The organism is Nocardia sp. NPDC052316 (genome assembly GCF_044547795.1).
In the GTDB taxonomy this organism is placed as follows: domain Bacteria; phylum Actinomycetota; class Actinomycetes; order Mycobacteriales; family Mycobacteriaceae; genus Nocardia.
The window spans coordinates 434,926-459,855 of the sequence record NZ_JBIUBB010000001.1 but is presented as its reverse complement, the minus strand read 5'-3'; the positions used below and the strand labels follow the sequence as shown (position 1 = coordinate 459,855).

General features: G+C 69.8%; 19 protein-coding genes. 14 read left to right on the top strand and 5 right to left on the bottom strand.

What is annotated here, in order from left to right; translation table 11 throughout:
- Nucleotides 1–2: 2 nt before the first annotated feature.
- A complete protein-coding gene (locus tag ACIHA7_RS02035; protein WP_397284618.1) occupies nt 3–1,757 on the bottom strand; it encodes a DEAD/DEAH box helicase in 1,755 nt (584 codons plus the stop codon).
- A gap of 368 nt (nt 1,758–2,125) precedes the next feature.
- Between ACIHA7_RS02035 and ACIHA7_RS02030 the strand changes: the two genes are divergently transcribed.
- From ACIHA7_RS02030 to ACIHA7_RS02020, 3 genes are read left to right on the top strand one after another with little or no spacing between them, the layout of a single operon-like run.
- Nucleotides 2,126–2,983: a hypothetical protein gene (locus ACIHA7_RS02030; protein ID WP_397284616.1), complete on the top strand. Its 858-nt coding sequence runs from the start codon at nt 2,126–2,128 to the stop codon at nt 2,981–2,983.
- A 54-nt stretch (nt 2,984–3,037) separates the two neighbouring features.
- On the top strand, nt 3,038–4,105 hold the full coding sequence (locus ACIHA7_RS02025) for an alpha/beta hydrolase (protein WP_397284614.1): 1,068 nt from the start codon (nt 3,038–3,040) through the stop codon (nt 4,103–4,105).
- 58 nt (nt 4,106–4,163) lie between these two features.
- Nucleotides 4,164–4,853, top strand: a complete 690-nt coding sequence (locus tag ACIHA7_RS02020; protein ID WP_397284612.1) for a ferritin-like fold-containing protein — start codon at nt 4,164–4,166, stop codon at nt 4,851–4,853.
- A gap of 3 nt (nt 4,854–4,856) precedes the next feature.
- Here ACIHA7_RS02020 and ACIHA7_RS02015 read toward each other — a convergent pair whose 3' ends face one another.
- The gene (locus tag ACIHA7_RS02015; RefSeq protein WP_397284610.1) at nt 4,857–5,693 is read right to left on the bottom strand and encodes a helix-turn-helix domain-containing protein; all 837 of its coding nucleotides are present in this window, start codon (nt 5,691–5,693) and stop codon (nt 4,857–4,859) included.
- A gap of 102 nt (nt 5,694–5,795) precedes the next feature.
- Between ACIHA7_RS02015 and ACIHA7_RS02010 the strand changes: the two genes are divergently transcribed.
- Complete coding sequence (locus ACIHA7_RS02010) at nt 5,796–6,347, top strand: YceI family protein (RefSeq protein WP_397284608.1); 552 nt, start codon at nt 5,796–5,798, stop codon at nt 6,345–6,347.
- Nucleotides 6,348–6,489: 142 nt separating this feature from the next.
- Nucleotides 6,490–6,717 (top strand): DUF3107 domain-containing protein, encoded by a 228-nt coding sequence (locus tag ACIHA7_RS02005; protein ID WP_107658961.1) that lies wholly within the window; start codon nt 6,490–6,492, stop codon nt 6,715–6,717.
- A 73-nt stretch (nt 6,718–6,790) separates the two neighbouring features.
- On the opposite strand, the gene ACIHA7_RS02000 is transcribed toward ACIHA7_RS02005, so the two are convergent.
- Nucleotides 6,791–7,447 carry a TetR/AcrR family transcriptional regulator gene (locus ACIHA7_RS02000; RefSeq protein WP_397284605.1) on the bottom strand — a complete coding sequence of 219 codons (657 nt, stop codon included), beginning with the start codon at nt 7,445–7,447 and terminating at the stop codon, nt 6,791–6,793.
- A 309-nt stretch (nt 7,448–7,756) separates the two neighbouring features.
- Between ACIHA7_RS02000 and ACIHA7_RS01995 the strand changes: the two genes are divergently transcribed.
- The 3 genes from ACIHA7_RS01995 to ACIHA7_RS01985 all read left to right on the top strand — a co-directional run bounded on the left by ACIHA7_RS01995 (nt 7,757) and on the right by ACIHA7_RS01985 (nt 11,155).
- A complete protein-coding gene (locus ACIHA7_RS01995) occupies nt 7,757–8,923 on the top strand; it encodes a DUF3152 domain-containing protein (RefSeq protein ID WP_397284603.1) in 1,167 nt (388 codons plus the stop codon).
- Nucleotides 8,924–9,019: 96 nt separating this feature from the next.
- Entirely contained in the window at nt 9,020–10,204 is a 1,185-nt protein-coding gene (moeZ, locus tag ACIHA7_RS01990; RefSeq protein ID WP_397284601.1) for an adenylyltransferase/sulfurtransferase MoeZ, read from the top strand.
- A gap of 96 nt (nt 10,205–10,300) precedes the next feature.
- The gene (locus ACIHA7_RS01985) at nt 10,301–11,155 is read left to right on the top strand and encodes a TIGR02569 family protein (protein ID WP_397284599.1); all 855 of its coding nucleotides are present in this window, start codon (nt 10,301–10,303) and stop codon (nt 11,153–11,155) included.
- A gap of 86 nt (nt 11,156–11,241) precedes the next feature.
- Here the strand turns inward: ACIHA7_RS01985 and ACIHA7_RS01980 are convergent, their stop codons facing one another.
- Together ACIHA7_RS01980 and ACIHA7_RS01975 are read right to left on the bottom strand one after the other, a co-directional pair.
- On the bottom strand, nt 11,242–12,732 hold the full coding sequence (locus ACIHA7_RS01980) for an MFS transporter (protein WP_397284597.1): 1,491 nt from the start codon (nt 12,730–12,732) through the stop codon (nt 11,242–11,244).
- Nucleotides 12,733–12,936: 204 nt separating this feature from the next.
- Nucleotides 12,937–13,608 carry a FadR/GntR family transcriptional regulator gene (locus ACIHA7_RS01975; RefSeq protein ID WP_107660875.1) on the bottom strand — a complete coding sequence of 224 codons (672 nt, stop codon included), beginning with the start codon at nt 13,606–13,608 and terminating at the stop codon, nt 12,937–12,939.
- A gap of 65 nt (nt 13,609–13,673) precedes the next feature.
- On the opposite strand from ACIHA7_RS01975, the gene ACIHA7_RS01970 reads away from it, so the two are divergent.
- From ACIHA7_RS01970 to ACIHA7_RS01945, 6 genes are all read left to right on the top strand, one after another.
- Nucleotides 13,674–14,933, top strand: a complete 1,260-nt coding sequence (locus tag ACIHA7_RS01970; RefSeq protein ID WP_397284595.1) for an MFS transporter — start codon at nt 13,674–13,676, stop codon at nt 14,931–14,933.
- Nucleotides 14,934–15,220: 287 nt separating this feature from the next.
- A complete protein-coding gene (gene nirB / locus ACIHA7_RS01965) occupies nt 15,221–17,731 on the top strand; it encodes a nitrite reductase large subunit NirB (RefSeq protein WP_397286444.1) in 2,511 nt (836 codons plus the stop codon).
- Between the two features lie 64 nt (nt 17,732–17,795).
- Nucleotides 17,796–18,197 (top strand): nitrite reductase small subunit NirD, encoded by a 402-nt coding sequence (gene nirD / locus ACIHA7_RS01960; RefSeq protein ID WP_397284593.1) that lies wholly within the window; start codon nt 17,796–17,798, stop codon nt 18,195–18,197.
- A 4-nt stretch (nt 18,198–18,201) separates the two neighbouring features.
- On the top strand, nt 18,202–19,425 hold the full coding sequence (locus tag ACIHA7_RS01955) for a uroporphyrinogen-III synthase (RefSeq protein ID WP_107658954.1): 1,224 nt from the start codon (nt 18,202–18,204) through the stop codon (nt 19,423–19,425).
- Nucleotides 19,422–20,177: a sirohydrochlorin chelatase gene (locus ACIHA7_RS01950; RefSeq protein ID WP_397284590.1), complete on the top strand. Its 756-nt coding sequence runs from the start codon at nt 19,422–19,424 to the stop codon at nt 20,175–20,177. The genes ACIHA7_RS01955 and ACIHA7_RS01950 overlap by 4 nt, the downstream gene beginning before the upstream one ends.
- Before the next feature lie 324 nt (nt 20,178–20,501).
- A complete protein-coding gene (locus ACIHA7_RS01945) occupies nt 20,502–24,902 on the top strand; it encodes an amino acid adenylation domain-containing protein (RefSeq protein WP_397284588.1) in 4,401 nt (1,466 codons plus the stop codon).
- Nucleotides 24,903–24,930: the final 28 nt, after the last annotated feature.

The following is a 24,930-nucleotide window of genomic DNA, read 5'->3' as shown; positions in this document are numbered from 1 at the left end:
GGTCAGACCGAAGCCGTGGCGGGCTCTACCGTGCTCGCGCTGTCTTCGGCCCCGTTCTCGCCGGCCGGCTTACGGCGCCGACGCCTGCGCCGCGCGGGCTGGTCGCCGTTGTCCTCGGCACCGTTCTCCTGCTCGGCGGAGGCGTCGACGGCGGTGGTTTCGCCGCCGTTGTCGGCCTCGCCCGCGGGCTTGCGCCGCCTGCGCCGACGACGGGCCGGCTGGTCACCGTTCTCGTCGGCGGACGCGTCCTCGCTCTGCGGCGCGTCGTGCGCTGCCGAGTCCTCGGTGCCGTTGGTGGCGGTGCCGTTCGACTCGGTCTCGTCGACCGGCCTGCCGCGCACGGTGCGCTTGCGGTTGCGCTTGCGCGGGGCCCGCGCCGGGCGCTCCACCACGACCGCGTCCTCGTCCCGCTCGGCAGGCTTGGCCTTGCGGATGGTGCCGGTCACGCCCTCGGGGATGCCGAGTTCGGCGAACAGGTGCGGCGAGCGCGAGTAGGTCTCCACCGGCTCCGGGATGCCCAGGCCGAGCGCCTTGTCGATGCCGGCCCAGCGGCCCAGTTCGTCCCAGTCGATGAGCGTCACCGCGATGCCGGTGCGCCCGGCCCGGCCGGTGCGCCCGATCCGGTGCACGTAGGTCTTCTCGTCCTCGGGGCACTGGTAGTTGATGACGTGGGTGATGTCGTCGATGTCGATGCCGCGGGCCGCGACGTCGGTCGCGACGAGCACGTCGATGCCGCCCTTGCGGAACTTGTTGAGCGCCTTCTCGCGGGCGATCTGACCGAGGTCACCGTGCACGGCGCCGACCGAGAAACCGCGCTCGGCGAGATCGTCGGCGACCTTCTGCGCGGTGCGCTTGGTCCTGGTGAAGATCATGGTCGCGCCGCGGCCCTCGGCCTGCAGGATCTTGGCGACCAGCTCGCTCTTGTCCAGCGCGTGCGCCCGGTAGACGAACTGCGCGGTGCGGTCGTGGATCGCCGTCTCGTGTGCTTCCTCGGCCCGGATGTGGGTCGGGCGGCTGAGGAACGTGCGGGCGAGGGTGATGATCGGGCCCGGCATGGTGGCCGAGAACAGCATGGTCTGGCGCTTGTCCGGGACCATGGTCAGGATGCGCTCGATATCCGGCAGGAAGCCGAGGTCGAGCATCTCGTCGGCCTCGTCCAGCACGAGCACGCCGACCTTGCCCAGGATCAGGTGGTTCTGGTTCGCCAGGTCCAGCAGGCGGCCGGGGGTGCCGACGACGACGTCGACGCCGTTGCGCAGCGCCGCGATCTGCGACTCGTAGGGCCTGCCACCGTAGATGGAGGCCACCTTCAACGAGCCCTGGTGGTTCTTCAGGTACTTGCCCGCGTTCTCCAGGTCGGAGGTGACCTGGATGCACAGCTCGCGGGTCGGCACGATAATCAGCGCCCGCGGGGTGCCGTCGAGCGGCGTGGTGCCGGTGTCGGCGGTGGCGATGCGGTGCAGCAGCGGTACGCCGAAGCCGAAGGTCTTACCCATGCCGGTGCGGGCCTGGCCGATGAGATCTTCGCCGGCCAGCGCCAGCGGCAGGGTGAGTTCCTGAATAGCGAAAGTACGTTCGATGCCGATCTCGTTGAGCGCGCGCACGATTTCGTCGCGAACGCCTAATTCGGCAAATGTGGGTGCGGTATGTGTTGCGTCCAGTTCGGCGGTCAACAGCGTCTCCGCTACCCCGGGTTCCTGTTCGACAGTGATCTTGCTCAGGTTCGTGCCTTCCTCGTAATCGCGTCCCGCGCGCACGAGGTGGGGCGGACCGGTCGGCCCGCGACGACCACGTCTCCGCCTGTGATACTCACCCGGCCACGCTCTGGAGATCTTCGGGTGCCGCGACTGGGCGGCTACCTCGGGAGATCTCGGCGCGGCGCACTGGTGATGCGGAGCTGGTGCGCGCACATTTTCCTGGACCACGAAATCGCTGCTCGTTATGCCGATCGGATCGGTACCGCTGGGCGGTGTACGCACAGATCAGGCAAGTCGGTCGAGCGAAACTTTTCGTTGTCCAGTGCGATTGTAGCGTGATATTGTGCCCGGCTCGAATTGCCGCCGTCGATTATTCGGAAACCGAACTCGGCTATCGCCGGGTGGTTCATCGACGTACGCTGCGCCACATGGCAATTCATCCCGCGCGGCAAATCTGGAAGACTCTCGAGCCACTACATGACGTGGTCTATTTCGGGACCGGCGTCAAGGAGGCAGGAGTCGCGATCGGGCTGCGCGGTTACTGGCAAACGTACTTCGCATTTCGGGCGGCTCCGCTCGGTGCCGTGACACCCGCCACAGTCGAGGCGATCTTCGCGGGTTTTCACCCGGAGATGGTGCGCAAAGCGCTCCCCGGCGCCTGGTCCCGGGCAACCCCCGAGCAGTGCCTCGACACCCGGCTCGACCTGTCCACCGCGCTGCTGCGTGGACTGGGCGCCGGTGAGGCGGAGTGTGCCCGCGCCGTCTCGCTGCTCGCGCCGGTGCAGCAGCGGGCCGACCCGACGGGCAGGCCGCTGTTCGCGGCGAACGCGGCGTTGCCGCTGCCCGCGGACCCGGTTGGCGCGCTCTGGCAGCTGACCACCTCGTTGCGCGAGCATCGTGGCGACGGGCACGTGGCCGCGCTGGCGACGCACGGCCTGACCGGGCGGCAGGCGATGGTTATGCAGGCGGCGGCGGGCAAGGCGGTGGAGTCGGTGCTGCGCGGCGCGCGCGGGTTGTCCGAGCGGGACTGGGCCGACGCGTTCGACGAGTTGCGGGCCAGGGGAGTTGTCGAGGGGGAGCCGGTGAGCCCGGCACTGACCGGCAGCGGTGCCGATCTGCTCGGGCGGGTCGAGCAGAGCACCGACGACGCGGCCTGGAACGGCGCGCTCGCGGTGTTGTCCGCCGACGCCGTGACCGAGCTGACGACCTCGCTCGCGCCGCTGGCCGACCGGGTGCACGCGGCCATCGTGCCCGCGGCGAATCCGCTCGCCATGGGCAAGCGGTAACCACAAACCGGACTTGCCTGTTACCGCCGGTACCGGATGTGAGACATTCTCCGGGTGAATATCGCGGACACCGTCACGACCGCCGCCCGCAACGCCTGGGCGCTGACCTTCGGTTCGGGCGTAGAGGCACCGGATCCCACCCCGTCGACGGTGCTCTGGGACGAGCCGCATCGGCAGCTGCGTCGCTTCGAGCACCGCCCCGGCGGCCCCGAAACCGCCGTACCCGCAACGGATTCCGCGGTCCTGCTGGTCCCGCCGCTGGCCGCGCCCGCGACCTGCTTCGATCTGCGCCCCGACCAGAGCCTGGCCGGCTTCCTGCTGGAGACCGGCCGCGCACCGTACGTGATCGACTACGGCGACATCACCTTCGGCGACCGGCGGATGGGCTTCGAGGACTGGATCGACGAGATCCTGCCCGAGGCGGTGCTGCGTACCTCCGCCGACCGGGACGGCTGGCCGGTCGATCTGGTCGGCTGGTCGCTCGGCGGCACGCTGGCGCTGCTCACCGCCGCCGCGCACGCCGAACTGCCGATCCGCTCCATCACCGCGGTCGGCGCACCGCTGGACTACGACAAGCTGACCGGCATCCCGCAGCTGCGCGCGGTCGCCAAGCTCACCGGCGGGATCGCCACCTCGACCCTGGTGCGCGCCGCCGGTGGCGTGCCCGCGCCGCTGACCAGGATCGGTTACAAGATCACCGCCTGGGACCGGGAGCTGACCAGGCCGTGGTTCGTCGCCAGCAATATCGCGCGCACCGAGACGCTGGCGCGGATGGAGACCATCGACCGCTTCATGGCCGAGATGCCCGGCTACCCCGGCCGCTTCTACGGTCAGCTGTGGGGCAGGTTGATCCTGAACAACGACATCGGCCGCGGCGTCGTGCAACTCGGTGCGCGGCGCATCGAGTTGGCCCAGGTGAGTGCCCCGGTCCTGCTGGTCGGCGGCCCCACCGACGTGATCACCCCGGCCGCCGCCGTCGAGGCGGGCACCGGGACGCTCACCGGCGCGGCCTCGGTCGCCTTCGAAACCGCCCCCGGCAGCCACCTCGGCATCCTCACCGGGCCGGAAGCCCGCGACTCGACATGGGCATATTTGGACAAGTTCCTGGCCGAGACCGCGTGAATAGGGACAACTTTCCCGCTGCGGCGGCGGGAGCATCGCGGAGTACTAGGCTGGGGTCATGGGAGCACAGTCACCTGCCGCGCTGGGTGTTTCGTCGACCGATGCCGACCTCGCCGACCACCCTGGCGTCATAGATCTGTTCGCGGTGCTCGCCTACGGTGAGATCTCCGCGTTCTACCGGCTGGCCGAGGAAGCCAAGCTGTCGCCGACGCTGCGCGGCAAGGTAGCCGTGGCCAAGATGGCCTCTGCCGAGATGGGCCACTTCAACGCGCTGGAGGCGGCGCTGGCCGAGCGCGGCGTCGACATCTTCGACGCGATGGCGCCGTTCGTTCGCGCGCTCGACGCCTACCACGCCTCCACCGACCCCTCCACCTGGCTCGAGTCGATGGTGAAGTTCTACGTCGGCGACGGCATCGCCGCGGACTTCTACAACGAGATCGCCGGTGCGCTGCCGCCCGAGGTCGCCGAGGTGGTCCGCGATGTGCTGGCCGAGACCAGCCACTCCGAGTTCGTCGTCGAGGAGGTGCGGCGCGCGGTCGCGGCCAGCCGCTCCGAGCGCGACCGGCTCACCCTGTGGGGCAGGCGGCTGCTCGGCGAGGCGATCACGCAGGCGCAGTACGTCATGGCGCAGCGCGACGAGCTGACCGAGCTCGTGCTCGGTGCCGCGGGCGACCTCAACGGCATCGCGTCGCTGTTCGAGCGCATGCAGGCCAGCCACGCCGAACGCATGGCGAAGCTGGGGATCTGACGGCTACTCGTTGACCGCCGCGGGCCGGACCAGCCGCAGGCCGGGTGTCTGCGTCTGGGCCTGATCGGTGAGCCACACGATGATGCTCTGATCGCGATCGGCGTCGAGCGTTTCGAACGGGACGCGCACCAGGCCGTGTACCGGATGGTCGATCTGCAGCGTGCCGGAGATGGGCGCCCCGACATGGTGCGGCTTCCAGCGGGCCGCGAACTCCGGGTGGTGGCGCAGCGCGTCGATCGTCTCCCGCAGCGAATCATCGCCGGGCCAGCGCAGTTTGGCGCGCGAGAGTGCCGCGGCAAAGGTGTCGGCGACCTCGGACCAGTTCCGCAGTACCTGGCGCGCGGTCGGTTGCGCGAAGGTGTACCAGGCCAGGTTCGGCTGTCCGTCGCCGTCGAGCAGGCCGAGCGGCGCGGCGAAGTCCGCCCACGCCGCGTTCCAGCCGAGCACATTCAGCCTGCGGCCGACCACGAACGCGGGGGTCGGTTGCAACGCGCGCAGGATCGACTGGATCGTCTCGGCGACCTTCTCCTGCGCGGATTCGCTACCTGGGCAGTGGGATTCGTTGCCGGAGGCCAGCGCGAGCAGGCTGAAGTGGTGGCGCGCGTCGCCGCGCAGCAGCAGCGCGTCGGCGAGCGCGTCGATCACCGCGACCGAGGGGTTGGTGTCGCGGCCCTGCTCGAGCCGCGCCAGATAGTCGGCACTGACGCCCGCGCGCACGGCCACCTCTTCGCGGCGTAACCCCGGTGTGCGGCGGCGCCTGCCCTCGGGCAGGCCGACGTCGGCCGGGCGTAGCTCAGCGCGTCGCGCGATGAGGAATTCGGCGAATCCGTTGCGTGCCATGGGTCCCATCGTGCCGTGTCCTAGGAGGCTTAACCTCGCCCTGCCGGGTCCAGGATAACTGCGGTCTGGTTAACGGACCACGGTCCGGCAAAGGTGGTTGGCATGACAACTTCTTCCGAGTCCACCACGACCGCCCAGTCGCTGAAGCCCGGCTCCTGGACCCTGGACACCGCGCACTCCTCGGTGGCCTTCACCATCCGCCACCTCGGCATCTCCAAGGTGCGCGGCGGATTCACCCGCTTCGAGACCGAGTTCGTGGTCGACGAGTCCGGCGCCGCCACCCTCGGCGCGACCATCTACCTCGACTCGTTCGACACCGGCAACCCCGACCGCGACGCGCACATCCGCACCGCCGACTTCCTCGACGCCGAGAACCGCCCGACGCTGACCTTCCGCGCCACCGAGCCGGTGCGGATCGCGGAGAGCTTCGAGGTGCAGGGCGAGGCCACCCTCGGTTCGATCACCAAGCCCGTCACCCTGGACGTCGAGTGGGGTGGCGTGCAGGAGTTCGGCGCGACCGGCGACCGGCACGCGGGCTTCTCCGCCACCGGCACCATCAAGCGCACCGACTTCGGCGTCGGCGGCCCGCTGCCCGGCATGCTCAGCGACAAGGTGAACATCGAGCTCGAGATCCAGCTCATCGAGCCGAAGTAAGCACCGCACCGAACTGGCCCGCACAACGGTGTGCGGGCCGTTGCTGTTCGCTGAGGGCGCAGGCGGCCGTCTGCCTACCCGCCGTTGCCCTGCACTAGCCTTGGAATCGACAGCACAGGACTCTTACGTTCGGAGGTTGGCCGTGGAGGTCAAGATCGGTATTTCGGATAGCCCGCGCGAGCTCTTGATCAACAGCTCGCAGACCCCGGACGAGGTCGAGGCGCTGGTGGCCGGTGCGCTGAACGGCAGCGGCGGCGTCGTGTCGCTGACCGACGACAAGGGTCGCAAGTTCCTGATCCAGGCGTCCAAGGTGGCCTACGTCGAGATCGGCACCGTCACCAGCGGTCGCGTCGGCTTCGCCACCGTCTAGTTTTCTCGGCCACGGGCCGACAGCAACGAGCCCCTGCAACCTCGGGATGCAGGGGCTCGCGTCGTTCGAGTACTCAGTCGATCGGGTGCAGCGGGACGTGCGACAGACCGCCCCAGGCCAGGGAGACGGTGGTGTCCACGGCGTCTTCCTTCGGGATCGGCCGATCCGCCTCCAGCCAGTACCGCGCGGTGAACTGGCTCGCGCCGACCAGGCCGACCGCGAGAATGCGGGCCCGGTACGGATCCAAGCCGGAGTCGTGCGCCACCACGTCGAACACCGCGTCCACGCAGGCCTCGGTGGCCTGCTCGACCCGGCGCTGCACCTGCGGCTCGCTGGTCAGGTCGGATTCGAAGACCAGCCGGAAGCCCTGCATCTCGTTGTCGACGAAATCGAAGTAGGCCTGCACCGCGGCCCGCACCCGCTGCCGGTTGTCGGTGGTCGACCGCAGCGCCTGCCGGACGCTGGACACCAGCATGTCGACGTAGTTCTGCAGCACCGCCAGATACAGCTCCAGCTTGCTGGTGAAGTGTTGGTACAGCACCGGCTTGCTCACACCGGCGCACTGCGAGATCTCGTCCATCCCCGCGGCGTGGTAGCCGCGCTGCACGAAGACTTCGCTGGCGGCCGCGAGTAGTTGTTGACGTCGCTCATCACGCGGAAGCCGGGTGCCGCGTTTGGCGGGCTCGGACGACGATCTACGGGACGCCATCCGGTCCACGAGGTCAGTCATTTCGGCTCTCCCAGTTGATTCCCCGGCAAGGGGTAAGCACCGGGTATCCCAAGAACGATACTCGGTTGTTGCCCGCCCGCAGACCGGGCCCGGAGAACTGAGGGAACCCGGTGAGAAATGTCGCACCGCCCGGCGGTTGTGGCGTGCCCGACGGCGGTGCGGACCCGCTGTGAGAACCTGGTGTCCGTGACTTTCCGCGCCGACCGACCCGGGGAGCGGCACGCCGACCCCCCGGTCACGTCCGGCGGTGGACGCGATGCGCGCCGCCGTGCTGGCCCCGGCGCGCCCGGTTCCGTAGGGTCGGAACCCGTGGCAAGGTCAGGCCCAGAAGCACGACCGGGCGCAGCCGCCCGCACCGGCGCTGCGCCACCGCTCGACGCCGACGACGGCTCCGTCCGCAGGCCGGACCGCAACGGTCGCCCGAACGGCGCCGATCCGCTTACCCGGCAACCCGATTCGACAACCCGGCGCGATCGCGACGGCGTCGAGATCTACGACCCGCTCGGTCTCTACAGTCCGCCGGATCGCTCCCGTCAGCCGCTGCGCGCCAGCTGGGACCCCACCGCCCCCACCGAGGGGCGAACCAGGGAGCGCCCCGACCGCAGCGTCAAAAAGCAAAGCGCGCTCGGCAGATTCGTCTCCACCTACGGCTGGCGGGCCTACGCGTTGCCGGTGCTGTTCGCCGTGACGGTGTTGGTGGTCGTCGACGCGGTGCGCGGCTCCGACCCGGCGAGCACGGTGAGCGGCGTGCCCGGCCTCGGCCACCTGAGTCCGCGCGCCGCGAGCGACGGCATCATCGGCGGACCGGCGGGCGACGGCCGGTTTCCCACCGATCTGCCGACCGGCGCGCTGCCGCAGGGCGGCAATTTCGCCGAAACCGGCACCGGCACGTGGCATGTGGTGCCCGGCTCGTCCGCCCAGGTCGGCACCGGCACCGACTCGGTCTTCCGCTACACCGTGGAGATCGAGGACGGCATCGACACCACGGGTTTCGGTGGCGACGAGTCGGTGGCGAAGCTGATCGAGTCCACCCTCGCCAACCCGAAGAGCTGGACGCACGACCAAAAATTCGCGTTCCGCCGGGTCGACCAGGGCGACACCGAGTTCCGCATCTCCCTCACCTCCCGCGAATCCACCCGCAAGGCTTGCGGATACGAGATCCCGATCGACTCGTCCTGCTACAACGCCGAGCTCGGCCGGGTGGTGCTCTCCGAGGTCCGCTGGGTGCGCGGCGCGATCGCCTTCGAGGGCGACATCGGCTCCTACCGGCAGTATTTGATCAACCACGAGGTCGGGCACGCCATCGGCTACCACCAGCACCAGCCGTGCGAGACCGACGGCGGCCTGGCCCCGGTGATGATGCAGCAGACCTTCGGCACCGAGAACAACGACATCGCCGCCCTCGAGCCCGACGGCGTGGTCCCGATGGACGGCAAGCGCTGCCGCTTCAACCCCTGGCCGTACCCCCGCGGCTGACGCGACACCCCGTGCGCGACGATAGGTCGGGAAGAACGGTCTGGTCGCGGGTGTTGCACAACGAGATCGACCCATTCGATTCGAGGAGTCCTGGACGTGTCATCACCTAAGTCCCTGCCGCCGCTGGTCGAGCCGGCCGCGGAGCTGACCAAGGACGAGGTCGCCCGCTACAGCCGCCACCTGATCATTCCGGACCTGGGCGTCGACGGGCAGAAACGGCTGAAGAACGCCAAGGTCCTGGTGATCGGCGCGGGTGGGCTCGGCTCCCCGGCGCTGCTGTACCTGGCCGCCGCGGGCGTCGGCACGCTCGGCATCGTCGAGTTCGACGAGGTGGACGCCTCGAACCTGCAGCGCCAGATCATCCACGGCGAGTCCGACATCGGCCGCCCGAAGGCCGACAGCGCGCGCGACTCGATCCTCGAGATCAACTCCGGCATCGACGTGCGGCTGCACAAGATCCGGCTGGAGCCGGAGAACGCCGTCGAGTTGTTCGCCGACTACGACCTGATCGTGGACGGCACCGACAACTTCGCCACCCGCTACCTCGTCAACGACGCGGCGGTGCTGGCGGGCAAGCCCTATGTGTGGGGCTCCATCTACCGCTTCGAGGGCCAGGTCTCGGTCTTCTGGGAGGACGCCCCCGACGGTCGCGGCATCAACTACCGCGACCTCTACCCGGAGGCCCCGCCGCCGGGCATGGTGCCCTCCTGCGCCGAGGGCGGCGTGCTCGGGGTGCTGTGCGCGTCCATCGGTTCGGTGATGGTGACCGAGGCGATCAAGCTCATCACCGGCATCGGTGAGCCGCTGCTCGGCCGCCTGATGGTCTACGACGCACTGGACATGAACTACCGGACCATCAAGCTGCGCCGTGACCCCGAACGTCAGCCGATCACCGAACTGATCGACTACGAGGCGTTCTGCGGGGTGGTGTCCGAGGAGGGGCAGGCCGCCGCGGCCGACTCGACGGTCACCGCGCGCGAGCTGAAGGAGCTGCTCGACGCGGGCAAGGAGATCGAGCTGATCGACGTGCGCGAGCCGGTCGAGTGGGACATCGTGCACATCGATGGGGCGCGACTCATTCCGAAGGACCGCATCCTGTCCGGCGAGGCGCTGTCCGAGCTGCCGCAGAACCGCCCGATCGTGCTGCACTGCAAGACCGGTGTGCGTTCCGCGGAGGCCTTGGCCGCGCTCAAGCGCGCGGGTTTCGCCGACGCCACGCACCTGCAGGGTGGGGTCATCGCTTGGGCGCGGCAGATCGATCCGTCGCTGCCCGTCTACTGATCCGCCGAACGACGCTGTGACCCCTGCCCTAACGGCGGGGGTTGCAGTTCGGCGCGGCGTCCTGTACAGCGTCCACCACGGCGGTACGGTACGGCCGTGACTTCTGTGGAACCTCCCGAGCACGTGCGAGCCACGTTCGGTCTGCGCGAAGTTTCCCCGGTCACGCTGGGTGACTGGGAGGGTGGCTGGCGGTTCGGGGACGTGGTGCTCAGCCCGGTCGCCGATCACGCGCGTGCGGCCTGGTCGGCGAAGGTGCGCGAGACGCTGAAGGTGGACGGGTTGCGCCTGGCTCGGCCGGTGCGCGCGACCGACGGCCGCTACGTGGTCTCCGGCTGGCGCGCCGACACCTATCTGGAAGGCATCCCGGAACCCAGGCACGACGAAGTGGTTTCGGTGTCGCTGCGCCTGCATCAGGCGACGACCCATCTCGAACGGCCCCGGTTCCTGGTGCAGCCGCCGGTGGCGCCGTGGGTCGATGTGGACGTGTTCGTCGCCGCCGACCGGGCCGCCTGGGAGGCGGTGCCGCTGCGCAGCCTGCGCGCGGGCGGCACGCTGCCCTCGGCGGACTCACCCGACGGCCAGCGCAGCATGGAGCTCATCGGTCAGCTGGCCACCCTGCGCAAGCCGGTGCGGACACCCGCCCAGCTGGTGCACGGCGACCTGTTCGGCACGGTGCTGTTCGCCGGGACCCACACCCCTGGCCTCACCGACATCACGCCGTACTGGCGGCCCGCGCCGTGGGCGGCCGGGGTGATCGTGGTGGACGCGCTGGCCTGGGGCGGCGCCGACGACGGACTGCTGGAGCGCTGGCGCGATCTGCCGGAGTGGCCGCAGATGTTGTTGCGCGCGGTCATGTTCCGGCTCGCGGTACACGCGCTGCATCCACGGTCGACGCCGGAGGCGTTCCCGGGCTTGGCGCGCACAGCCGACATGGTCCGACTGATGGTGTAGCGCACACGAAAACGCCGGCCGCCGAAAGACGAGCCTTACGGCTGGCGTGCCTTTCGACGACCGACGTGCGTGTTGCGTTGTGCCGGTTACACCTTGGCGTAGGCCAGCGACGGCATCCGCTGCACCGCGAACGAGGACCGCAGGTAGAACCACCAGGTGACCGCGCCCATCAGCAGGAACGCCACCGCGTAGGCCCAGAACGCGGGCGCCATCGAGTGGTAGTGAATGTTGGACAGCCGCAACGCCTGCTGCAACAGCCAGCCGCCCGAGGCGCCCACCGCGCCGATCACGCCGATCGCGGCACCGGCCTGCCGCCGGGCCGACGCGGTCGACTCGGTGAGGTCCAGACCGTGCTCGGCAGCGTACTTCTTGGAGATCGCGCTGAAGATGGTCGGGATCATCCGATAGGTCGAGCCGTTGCCGATGCCGGTCATCACGAACAGCAGCAGGAACGAGATCAGGTACAGCGGGAAGCTTTTCAGCTCCAGCGCGGCCATGATCAGCGCGACCGAGACGGCCATGCCGCCGAACACGCACACGGTGATCTTGGCGCCGCCGACCTTGTCGGACACCCAGCCGCCGAACGGACGGCTGAACGATCCCACGAACGCGCCGAGGAAGGCCAGGTTGCCGATGGTGCTGATCCAGCCGATCTTGGCCAGCTCAGGGAAGTTGGCCTTGATCAGCGTCGGGAAGGCGAAGGAGAACCCGATGAACGAGCCGAAGGTGCCGATGTACAGCAGCGCCATCACCCAGGTGTGCCGGTTGGTCAGCGCCAGGCGGTAGGACTTGCCGTCGGACTTAGCGCTGGCAACGCTGTCCATGTAGCGCAGCGCGCCGAAGGCCGCGATGAGGATGAACGGGATCCACACCAGCACCGAGAGGGTGATGCCGAAGCGGTAGCCCGCCGCATCCTTGGCGGTGAGGTGCGTGCCGAGGGTGATCAGCAGCGGCAACGCCAGCTGGGTCTGTGCCACACCGAGATTGCCGCCCGCGGCGTTGATGCCGAGCGCCGCGCCCTTCTTGTTCTCCGGGAAGAAGAAGTTGATGTTGGCCATCGACGAGGAGAAGTTGCCGCCGCCGACACCGGCGAGTGCCGCCAGGATCATGAAGACCCACATGGGCGTGCCCGGCTGGTTCACGAAGTACGCCAGCCCGAGGGTGGGGATGAGCAGCATCGCCGCGCTGAACGCGGTGAAGGCCCGGCCGCCGAACTTCGGAATCGCGAAGGTATAGGGGATACGAAGGGCGGCGCCGACCAGGGTCGGGGTGGACGACAGCAGCAGCGCGTTGCTGACGGCCGTCGGATTGCCCTTGCCGAGCCCCTCGAGGAACGGGAAGCCCGCGGCGCCCATGCTGGTCACCACGGTGCCCCAGATGACCCAGATGCTGAAGCCGAGGTTCTCGGCGAACACCGAGAAGATCAGGTTCTTGCGTGCCGTCCGCGCGCCACCGGACTCCCAGAATTTCAGATTGTCCGGCTCCCAGTGTTCCAGCCAGCGGCCGCGGGTCTGGTGCTGGAAGGTCTCGGATGCAGTGGTCGACTCGGTGCCGGTGGCGGCTGCGATGGCAGTCATCGGCTTCCTCTCGTTCGCACTCGACCGGCCCTCATCGCGGCTGGCGCCGCCGGCGGAGTCGAGTTGCCTTTCTAGGTCGTTTCACAACGTAGGGGCCGCTTGTTGCGGCTCCGTGGCTACGCGTGACGTTCCAGGCAATTCCGACTCACATGCGAAACGGACGGCAAGTGAGTGGATCTTCACTTGCCGTCCGCAGGGGCTGGGTCAACGAACGTCGGGATACTCGGCGATGAGCGACTCGAGGAAGCAGCTGGCCGCGGAGGCGGCGCGCTCGGGGTCGCCGTCGATCACGGCGTGCACCAGCTCGGCGTGCTCCTCGGGGTAGGAGTCGTCGGACTTCAAGGTCCGCGCCCGGATCACCTGCTCGATGATCGGCAGCAGCGAGTCGTAGAACTCGAGGTAGACCGCGTTGTGGCTGGCGACCACGATCGCGCGGTGCAGCTCGACGTCGGACTCGATCGCGGCCGGGTTGTCCTCGTCGTAGGCCTTGTCACGCTCGGCGAGCAGCTGCAGGAGGTTCGCGATGTCGCCGTCGTCGCGGCGGCGCGCGGCCAGCGCGGCTGCGGTGGTGTCCAGCGCCAGGCGTAGTTCGAGGACGTCGCGCTCTTCGGCGTCGGCGAAGTACTTGCCGAGGGTGCCGCCGAGGTCGGAGGAGGCGATCACGTAGGTTCCCGAGCCTTGGCGTCGCTCCAGCATCCCCGCGTGCACGAGGGCCTGGACGGCCTCGCGCACGGTGTTTCGACCCGTTCCGGTGAGCTCGGTCAGCTCCGGTTCGGTGGGGATGCGGGACCCGATGGGCCAACGGCTGGAACGAATTTCGGCACGCAGCTGCTCGGTGACCTGGGCGATGAGGCTGGTGCGCCGGACTGGTTGCACTGCCATAGAGTACCGCTCATCACAAATCGTTGCCTCCTATCATCCTGTCATCCTATGATTTCGCAGTGACTGCAACCCTCCAGAAAACTCCGACCGGACAGGAATCTCCGCAGGTCGAGCAGCGCCGACGCGCGCTGACGGAGGGGCGTCTGCTCGTTCTAGCCGCCATCGTTATGTCGGCGCTCACCCTGCGGGTCGCGGTCACCGCGTTCAGTCCGCTGGCCGAACGCATCGGCGACGACGTCGGCTTCGGCACCGCGGTGGTCGGTGTCTTCGGCATGATCCCGACCGCGATGTTCGCGCTGTCCGGCCTGCTGACGCCGGTATTGGTCCAGCGGCTCGGGTTGGAGCGCACCGCGCTGATCGCCATGCTGATGGCGGGCACCGGCCAGCTGGTCCGGGTGCTGCTGTCGGGTACCGCCGAACTGCTCGTCTTCTCCGCCCTGGCGCTGGCAGGCATGGGCATCGGCAACGTGGTGATCCCGCCGCTGGTGAAGCGGTACTTCGCCGATCGCGTCGCCGTGGTGAGCTCGCTCTACATCGTGATGGTGCAGCTCGGCACCGTGGTGCCCGCGTTCGTCGCGGTCCCGGTCGCCGACGCGCACGGCTGGCGCATCTCGCTCGGCCTGTGGGCGGTGCTCGGCTTCGCCGCCGTGGTGCCCTGGCTCGGCGTGCTGCGCGACCGGCGCGGCCGCGACCTGCACGACACCACCGCGCTCGGCGCGACCGACGCGCCGCGCACCGGGCGGGTCTGGCGGTCCCCGGTGGCGTGGGGCATGGCGGGCATGTTCGGTATGACGTCGTTGATCACCTACGCGATGTTCACCTGGCTGCCCAAGATCCTCAGCGACGCCGGAGCAAGCGCCGGGTTCGGCGGGTCGATGCTCGCGCTGTTCGCGGTGGTCGGTCTCGTCGCGGCGCTCAGCGCGCCGACGGTCGTCACCCGATTCCGTAATCCCTTCCCCGTCGTGATCGGCTGCGCGGTCTTCTTCGTCGCCGCCTTCGTAGGCCTGATCGTCGCGCCGATGAGCGTGCCCATCCTGTGGGTGGTGCTGCTCGGCCTCGGCCCGAGCACCTTCCCGATGGCGCTGACCCTGATCAACCTGCGCACCAACACCCCCGGTGGCTCCGCGGCACTGTCCGGCTTCACCCAGGGCGTCGGCTACGCGGTCGCCTGCATCGGACCGCTGCTGTTCGGCGTGCTGCACTCGGCGACCGGCGGCTGGATCGCCCCGTTCGCACTGCTCGGGGTGGCCGTGCTGGTGCTGCTCGCCGGTGCCTGGCAGGCCTGCAAGCCGCGGATGCTCGAAGACACCTGGAGTTGATTCCCGGCTCGAGTTGCGGGGTGATGCGGCGGCGTTCATGCTGTGCGCGTCAGCCCGCACCGGTCGGCCGATCCGAGGTCGGCCCGCGATGACGTGCGCAAAAGGCGTGTCGCCGCCGCGCCACATTGCGCCGAGCTCACCCTGGTGAATCGGGGTCCGTGAGCAACCGTTGATGCGCCGGTCATCGCGCGCAGCATGGCGGCAATACCTGTTTCCTACCGTGGGGCCAACCGGATCTTGGGAGGCCCTTCTTGAGCACGTCGACGAATCACTCAGTCGAACCAGCCCTGCGCAAGACCGCGGTCGTCGTCGGCCACGGCATGGTCGGGCATCGGTTCGTGGAGGCACTGCGCTCGCGCGACGAAGCAGGACAGTGGCAGGTCGTCGTGCTCAGCGAGGAACGGCTGCCCGCCTACGACCGCGTCGGTCTGTCGACCTACGTCGGCGCCTGGGATACCGCGGCGCTGGCCCTGCCCGGCAACGAATACGACGGTGACGCGCTCGTCGAGCTGCGGCTCGGCCAGCGCGCCGAGTCGATCGACCGCGACGCCCGCAAGGTCACCACGTCGGCGGGCGACACCATCGCCTACGACGCGCTGGTGCTCGCCACCGGCTCCTATCCCTTCGTGCCGCCGGTGCCCGGCCACGATCGCCCGGAATGCTTCGTCTACCGCACCATCGACGACCTGGACGGCATCCGGGCGGCCGCCGAAGCCGCCGGACCCGGCGCGGTCGGCGTGGTGGTCGGCGGCGGACTGCTCGGCCTGGAGGCCGCGAACGCGCTGCGGCTGCTCGGCCTCACCCCGCACGTGGTCGAGTACAACCAGCGGCTGATGCCCGCCCAGGTGGACGAGGGCGGCGGCGCGATCCTGGAGCGCCTGGTCACCGATCTCGGCCTGCACGTGCACACCGGCGTCGGCACGTCCTCGATCGAGCAGGGGGACAACGGCATCCGGGTCAGCCTGTCCGACGACTCGGTCATCGAGGCCTCGCTCGTGGTCTTCTCGGCGGGCGTCCGCCCACGCGACCAGATCGCCCGCGACAGTGGACTCGAGGTCGGCCCGCGCGGCGGCATCAGCACCGACCTCGGCTTGCAGACTTCGGATCCGAACATCTGGGCCATCGGCGAATGCGCCGCGGTCGAGGGCACCTGCTACGGCCTCGTCGCGCCCGGCTACACCACCGCCGAGATCGTCGCCGACCGATTGCTCGGCGGCGCAGGCGAATTCCCCGGCGCGGACATGTCGACCAAGCTCAAGCTGCTCGGCGTCGACGTGGCCAGCTTCGGTGACGCGCACGGCACCACCGAGGGCGCGCTGTCGGTGGTGCTGCACGACGCCGCCAAGGGCACCTACGCGAAACTCGTTGTCTCCGATGACGCGCAGATCCTGCTCGGCGGCATCCTGGTCGGCGACGCCACCGCCTACGCCGCGCTGCGTCCGCTGGTCGGGCGGCCGCTGCCCGCCGAGCCCGCCGCGCTGATCTCGCCCGCCGGTGCGGAACTGGGCGCCGACGCGCTGCCCGACGACGCGCAGATCTGCTCCTGCAACAACGTGTCCAAGGGCGCGATCTGCGGCGCCATCGCCGAGGGTGCCTGCGATATCCCGGGCATCAAGAAGTGCACGACCGCCGGAACCTCCTGCGGCGGTTGCGTTCCCATGCTCAAGAAGCTGCTCGAGCAGTCCGGCGTGGAGATGTCCAAGGCGCTGTGCGAGCACTTCACCCAGTCGCGCGCCGAGCTGTTCCAGATCGTCCAGGTCACCGGCGTCCGCACCTTCTCCGGCCTGATCGCCAAGTACGGCAAGGGCACCGGCTGCGACATCTGCAAGCCGACGGTCGCCTCCATCCTGGCCTCGACCTCCAGCGAGCACATCCTCGACGGCGAGCAGGCCGCGCTGCAGGACACCAACGACCACTTCCTGGCCAACCTGCAGAAGAACGGCACCTACTCGGTGGTGCCGCGGATGCCGGGCGGCGAGGTGACCGCCGATCAGCTCATCACCATCGGCCAGATCGCCAAGGACTTCGATCTTTACGTGAAGGTCACCGGCGGTCAGCGGATCGACCTGTTCGGCGCGCGGGTGGAGCAGCTGCCGCAGATCTGGCAGCGTCTTGTCGACGTCGGCATGGAGTCCGGTCACGCGTACGGCAAGTCGCTGCGCACGGTGAAGAGCTGCGTCGGCTCCACCTGGTGCCGCTACGGCCAGCAGGACTCGGTCGGCATGGCCGTGCTGCTCGAAAAGCGTTACCGCGGACTGCGTTCCCCGCACAAGCTCAAGCTGGCCGTGTCCGGCTGCGCGCGCGAGTGCGCCGAGGCGCGGGGCAAGGACGTCGGCGTGATCGCCACCGAGCACGGCTGGAACCTCTACGTCGGCGGCAACGGCGGCCTCACCCCGAAGCACGCGGTGCTGCTCGCCGGCGACCTCGACGACGAGACCCTGATCAAATACATCGACCGGTACCTGATGTTCTACGTCCGCACCGCCGACCGGCTGCAGCGCACCGCGCCGTGGCAGGAGGCGCTCGAGGGCGGCATCGACTACCTCAAGCAGGTGATCTGCGAGGACAGCCTCGGCATCGCCGAGGAACTGGAGGCGGTGATGGCCCAGCATGTCGCTGGCTACCGCGACGAGTGGGCGGCCGTGCTGGAGGACGAGGAGAAGCTGTCGCGGTTCGTTTCCTTCGTCAATGCCCCCGATGAGACCGATCCCACAATCGCCTTCGACGAAACCGGGGAACGCAAGGTACCGGTGTTGCTCGGCATGCCCGACGTGCCCGTCGCCACGCACGGGAAATGACGGCTTAACCGCATAGAAACAGGACGCCTGTACCAATGGGTAAGGCGTTTGGAGGATGACACCGATGACCGTGATCGATACCCCCGGTTTTGCCGCTACGACCGCCACCGGCTGGACGCAGGCATGCCGGCTCGACTACCTGATCCCCGGCCGCGGCGTTGCGGTGCTGCTGAAAGGTGGCCGTCAGGCCGCCTTGTTCCTGCTGTCCGACGGCATGCTCTACGCCGTGGGCAACATCGACCCGATCGGACGCGCGGCGGTCATGTCGCGCGGCATCGTCGGCGACCGCGGCGGTGTCCCTGTCGTCGCCTCACCACTGCTGAAGCAGGCGTTCTCCCTCGTCGACGGGCGCTGCCTGGACGACGAATCGGCGGCGCTGCCGGTGTACGCGGTCCGCGTAGCCGACGGCATCGTGTCGATCTCCAACGAGCCGGTCGCCGCCGGGCTCGCCTCCTCGGACGGATGAACGCATGACAACCATCGAGCCGGGCCCCTGCCTTGCCGGATTCACCATCGGCATCACCGCGGCCAGACGGGCCGACGAGTTCGCCACGCTGCTCGTCCGGCGCGGCGCCGACATCGTGTCGGCCCCGGCCATTCGCATAATTCCGCTGGCCGACGACACCGAGCTGGAGCGGGTGACCCGCCAGCTCATCGTCGAGCCGCCACAGATCGCGGTGGCCACCACCGGCATCGGCTTCCGCGGCTGGATGGAGGCCGCCGAAGGCTGGGGCGTCGCCGAGGAGTTGCGCGCCACGCTCGGCGCCACCCGGATGCTGGCGCGCGGCCCGAAAGCCAAGGGCGCCATCCGCGCCGCCGAACTACGTGAGGAATGGTCGCCCGCCTCGGAGTCGTCGGCGGAGGTGCTCGATCACCTGCTCGCCGAGGGCGTGGAGGGCGTGCGGATCGCGGTGCAGCTGCACGGCGCCACCACCGAGTGGGAGCCGGTGCCCGACTTCTGCGAGGTACTGCGTTGTGCCGGTGCGGATGTCGTGCCGGTGCCGGTGTATCGGTGGATGCCGCCGGAGGATCAGGGTCCGATGGACCAGCTGATCGAGGCCATCGTCACCGCGAACCTGGACTGCGTGACCTTCACCAGTGCGCCCGCCGTGGCGTCGATGTTGATGCGGGCCAAGGAAACCGGGCTGCTCGAGGGCGTGCTGCACGCGCTGCGCGGCCGGGTGCTCGCCGCCTGCGTCGGTCCGATCACCGCGGCGCCGCTGGAGGAGCTCGGCGTGGCGACGTCGATGCCGGGCCGGGCCAGGCTCGGTGCGCTGGCTCGCCACGTCGCCGAGGAACTGCCGCGGCGGGCCAACCGGATCTACGCCGCGGGCCACACGCTCAGCGTGCGCGGCGGCTGCGTGGTGGTCGACGGCGAGGTGCGCCAGCTGGCACCCGCGCCGATGGCGCTGATGCGTTCGCTGGCGCGCCAGCCGGGCCGGGTCGTCTCCCGGGAGAACCTGCTCGCCGCGCTGCCCGGTGGCGGTGACGACACGCACGCCGTGGAGACCGCGATCGCCAGGCTGCGGGCCGGACTCGGTGCGCCGAAGGCGATTCAGACCGTGGTCAAGCGCGGCTATCGACTGGCGCTGGACGCGGCCGAATGCATCGACAACAATCCGCGCCCCGAGCTGTCGGGGCCGCAGGCGCCCGGCGCGCCGACGCGGTACGTGCAGACGATGGGGTCGTTGTGACGACGCCGGCCCTGGTGCTGGTGGCTCACGGCACCAGGAGCACCCGTGGGGTGCAGATGATCGCCGCGCTGGCCGAGGCGGTGGCCAGGGAGCTCGGCGTCGCGGTTTCGGGGCGCGACGCCGAGCTACCCGACCCGGCGGTGCGGACCGCTTTCGTAGACGTGCTCGGTCCCTCGCCGGCCGAGGTGCTGCGTGATCTGTGCGACGCGGTGGGGGAATCCGTTCCCGCCGTGGTCGTTCCGGCGTTCCTCGCCTCCGGCTACCACGTCTACCAGGACGTGCCGCGGGAAGTGTCCGAGAGTGGGCACCCCGCGGTGGCCGTCACCCCGGCCATGGGCCCGGACCCGGCACTGGCCCGGATCATGACCATGCGGCTGCGGGCCGCGGGCTGGCGGCCCGGTGACGCGGTCGTCTTCGCGGCCGCCGGATCCTCCGATGCCCGTGCCCGCCAGGATGTTCGCCGGGCCGCCGCCATGCTCGCCGAGCACCTCGATACACCGGTCCGCATCGGTTACATCGCCACCGGTGCGCCGCGGGTCGCGGAAGTCGTTGCCGCGCTGCGCGAATCGGGTTCGCAGCGGGTCTTCGTCGCGTCGTATCTGCTGGCGCACGGCCTGTTTCAGCAACGCCTGCACGAGGCGGGGGCCGACGGTGTCGCCGAGCCCATCGGCGTGCACCCCGCCGTCGTCCGGCTCATTGCCGATCGTTATCGCGCGGCCGCACGGGAGCTGGTGCGGACCCGCGCCGCTTGAGCTCAACGGTTCGAGCGTGCGGTGTGCCGACACGGTGCGCCGAGGGATGTTCGTGCCGCCCGACGGCCACGATGCCGTGCGAGTGGAACGGCTCCCACGACGACCCTCCCGTCGAGGGAGCGGTCTCACATAGCAGGGTGTATGCCAGCTGACAAGCCTGGTCAGATGCTGGTCGGATCCGGCGGCCCCGATGGCTGCTGTCCGCGCTGGCAGCTGCCCTTGCACGCGCCGATCATGCTGCAATTCCGGTGAGTTCGGGCCCGGATGCCGTAGGTTTGCCCGAGAAACGATTCAGCGGTGGCTTCCGAATGCATGGGAGGCGTGTTGACCGGAGCCGACGACGCCGCGCCTGGCGATGCCACGGCGCAGCCGATGTACCCCCTCTCGACCGTGCAACAGAGTTGGTGGGTGGCCCAGCAACTGCAACCCGAGGTGCCGCTCACCGTCGCGATGTACCTGGATCTCGCAGGCCCGCTCGACATAGCGCTGATGACGCGCTGTGCCCGGCGTGCGGCCAGGGAACTCGAATCACCGCACGTGCGACTGCGGACCGTCGACGGGCAGCCGCGGCAGTATGTGGACCCCGACGCGGAGCTGCCGATCGAGGTCGTTGACCTGTCGACCGACAGCGACCCGGTCGCCACCGCGCTCGCCGCGATGGAGCGTGACTACGGCGCACCGCTGGATCCGCGAACCGACGACCACACCGTCGCCACCCTCTTCCGGGCAGCGCCGCAACACCACCTGCTGTATCTGCGCAGCCACCACCTCATACTGGACGGGCTCGGCGCCGCGGCCGTGCTGCGTCGCACCGGGGAGCTCTATCGCGCCGAAGTCATTGCGGCCCAGCGAGATACCGAGCCGCGCGTAGTGCAGGGGACGAGCGACACCGCGCTGCTCGACGCCGGCCGGTTGGTCGGCGCGGGCCGCCGTTCCGCCGGACGAGTGCTATGGCGGTCCGCGGACCATCCGGCATCGACCGGAACACGGGAAGCGGCGGGCGAATCCACGCGGCGCGACGGTGCGGTGCTGTCGAACGGTGCTGCGCGGTCGAACGGTGCTGCGCGGTCGGATGGTGCTGTGCGGTCGGATGGTGCTGTGCGGTCGGATGGTGCTGTGCGGTCGGATGGTGCTGTGCAGTCGGACGGCGCTGTGCAGTCGAACGGCACTGCGCGGTCCAATGGTGCTGCGGATCGCGCCGAAGCTGGTTCGGCGCAGGACCTTCCGGCGCTCTCGGTGCCGGAGATCTTGGCGACCGAACAGGCTTACCGGGATTCACCACGCCGAGCGGTCGATCGGGACTACTGGCTGGACCGGCTCGCCGGACTCGGCGCGCCGGTGAGCCTGGCAGGCCAACCTGCCGCACCGCAGGCGCGGCCGCACCGGGTGACGGCGACCGTCGACGCCGCCACCGCGGAGCTGCTCGCCGCCGCCAGAGCGAGCCACGGTGCGACGTTCCCGGAGTTGGCCCTCGCGGCCTTCGCCTGCTTCCTGGCGCGGATGACCGGTAACGGGGAGATCTGCCTGACCCTGCCCGTTCCCGCGCGCACCACCGCGGGGCTACGCCGATCGGCCGGTTCGCTGTCGAATGTGGTGCCGCTGCGACTATCCGGGCTCGACACCAGCACCGTCGGCGCCGTCATCGCCCAGGTCCGGTCGACCGTCATCGGCGCCTTGCGGCACCAGCGCTACCGATTCGAGGACATGCGCCGCGACAGCGGCCGGGATCAAGGCCTCGGCAGCGGATTCGGGCCGCTGGTCAATGTCCTCGGCTTCGCCGAACCGCTCCGGCTCGGCCCGCTGACCGGCCAGGCCCGGCTGCTCGCGCTCGGACCGGTCGAGGATCTGATGGTCAACGGCTACCAGGCCGGTCCGGACGACCGCTCGGTCAGCATCGATTTCCAGGCCAACCCGGCGCGCTACCGCCACGACACGGTGGTGTGGCAGCACCGCTTGTTCCTGGAGTACTTCCGCCGTTTCCTCGCCGCGGCGCCCGACTGTCCGATTGTCGCGGTCGACGGCGGCGGGCCCGCTCCGGTAGTCGCGCCGCCCGCCGGGCCGGTGCGGGTGCTGCCGGAACTGCTGTGCGCCGACGCGGCCTCGGATGCTGTTGCGGTGCAGGACGATACCCGCGCGATGAGCTATCGCGAACTGGACGAGGCGTCCTCGCGACTGGCGCGCGAGTTGATGGCGGGCGGTGCGCGTCCGGGTGAGTTCGTGTTGGTCGCGGTCCCGCGATCGCTGGAATCGGTGCTGGCCCTGTGGGCGGTCGCGAAGACCGGCGCCTGCTTCGTCCCGGTCGATCCGGCCGACCCGGTCTCGCGGATCGCCACCGTGATCGCGGATTCCCGGGCACGGCAGGGAATTACGATCAGCGCGGTTCGGGAGGGGTTCCCGTCCGACACCGGGTTCTTCGGCCGACTCGACCCGGCGACAGACGCGGACGACGCGAGCGACGATGACGCGCGCGGTGCCCCCGGGTGTGGCATCGACTGGTTGGTGCTCGATGATCCGCGGTGCATGGCGGAGATAGCGCGCCGGTCGGCGACTCCGGTGGTCGACGCGGAGCGGCCGCGCGCCCTGCGGCCCGACCACCCGGCCTACCTCATCTACACCTCGGGCACGACCGGGCGGCCGAAGGGGGTGGCGGTCAGCCATCGCGGCCTCGGTTCGCTGACCGATTACATCGTCGAGCACTGGGGTGTCGGCAAGGAATCGGTGGTGCTGCATTCGCATGCCCCGTCCTTCGACGCGCACCTACTCGATATCCTCGCGGCGTTCGCGTCCGGCGCGCGGTTGGTGGTGCAGCCGCCCTCGGTGGTCTCCGGCGCCGAGCTGGCGCGGCTGCTCAGGGCGACAGGCTGCACGCATTACCTGACCACCCCGGCGGTGCTTGCCACGCTCGCGCCCGCGGAGGTGCCCGGCCTCGCGGTGGTGGCCATCGGCGGCGAGGCGTGCCCGGCGAAGCTGGTGCGCGAATGGGCGCCGCATGTGCGACTGTTCAACGGGTACGGGCCGACCGAGGCCACCGTGATGGCGACGGAGACCGCGGCGATGGCGATCGATGCGCCGGTGACCATCGGGCGCGCGCTGCCCGGGGTGCTCGCGGTGGTGCTCGACGCGCGATTGCGGCGGCTGCCCGACGGTGCCCGGGGCGAGCTGTACCTCGGCGGCATCGGCGTCGCCGATTGCTATGTTCGCAATCCGGCGGGCACCGCGGTGCGCTTCATCGCCGATCCGTTCGGGGTCGGGCGGCGGCTGTACCGCACCGGCGATCTGGTCAGCGCGGGACCCGACGGAGTGTTCGAGTTCCTCGGTCGCGTCGACGACCAGGTCGAGGTGCGCGGACGACGGATCGAGCCCGCCGAGATCGAGGCGGCGCTGCTCGCCGGACCGGACATCGAGTACGCGGTGGTCACGGTCGCCGACGCCGGTCGCCCCGAGGCGCGACTGGTGGGGTACGTGGTGGCGGCCCCCGGCGTAGCGTTCGACCCCGCGGCTACGTTGCACCGGCTGCGCGCGACGCTGCCCGCCGCGCTGGTGCCCTCGGCGCTGATCGAACTCGACCGGCTGCCGGTGTCGAGCAACGGCAAACTCGACCGTGCCGCCCTGCCGCCGTCGATCATCGTGCAGCGCCCGTATCGCGCCCCGGAGAACATGATTCAGCGTCTGGTCGCCGAGCGGGTCGGCGCGGCGACAGGCCGTTCCATGGTCGGCCTGAACGATGACTTCTTCGAACTCGGCGGGAATTCCATACTCGCAGTGGCGGTCTCGGCCGAATTGGCCGCGGCGACCGGCGTGCCGGTGACGGTGCGCTGGCTGTACACGGCGCCGACCGTGCGGGCGCTGGCCGATCGGATCACCGCCTACGACGGCACCGACACCAGCGACGACGACGCGCTGGGTGTGCTGCTCGCTTTGCGCCGCAACGGAACCCGGCCGCCGCTTTTCTGCGTGCACTCGGCGGTCCCGCTGGCCTGGTGCTACGCCGGGTTGGCACGGTACATCACGGACCGGCCGGTGTACGGCCTGCAGGCGCCGACGCTGACCGGGCCGCTGCGCACGCTCGGCACCATCGACGAGTTGGCCGACAACTACGTCGACGCCATGCTGCGCGTCCAGCCGGACGGGCCGTACCACCTGCTCGGCTGGTCCCTCGGCGGCCAGATCGCGCACGCCGTCGCGGTGCGCCTGCGCGCCCGCGGCGCCGGGGTGGCGGTGCTGGCCATGCTGGACAGCGTCGTCTTCCCCGACGGCGTCGATCCGCCGCCTGCGCCTCGGATGCGAGATCTGCTGACGCACTTGCTCGGTGACGAACCCGAAGACGGCGACGCCGCCCCGGAGCTGACGGCCGCCGAGGCCGCCGACGAATTGGCCGGTGCCGGTGCGTCGTTCGGTACCGGCCTGACGGCGGCACAACTGGAACGGCTGCACCGCGGGTACGTGGACGGCGTCGCGCTCTCGCACAGCTATAAGCCCGGCGTCTTCGACGGTGACCTGCTGTACTTTTCGGCCACGCGCGGTGTCACCGAGCTGTTCGGCGCCGAGATCTGGCGGCCGTACATCACCGGCGACCTCATCGAGCATCCGGTGCCCGCGACGCATGCCCAGCTCACCAACACCGATGTCGTCGGCGTGATCGGCCCGATACTGGCGCGGCATCTGGAGCGCACCGCGGTGCCTGTCGCGGTGCGGCAGCGCGCGGTGCACGGTTCGAGTGCGTAGCGGCGACCCTCCGTCGCTGGTCGTTTGC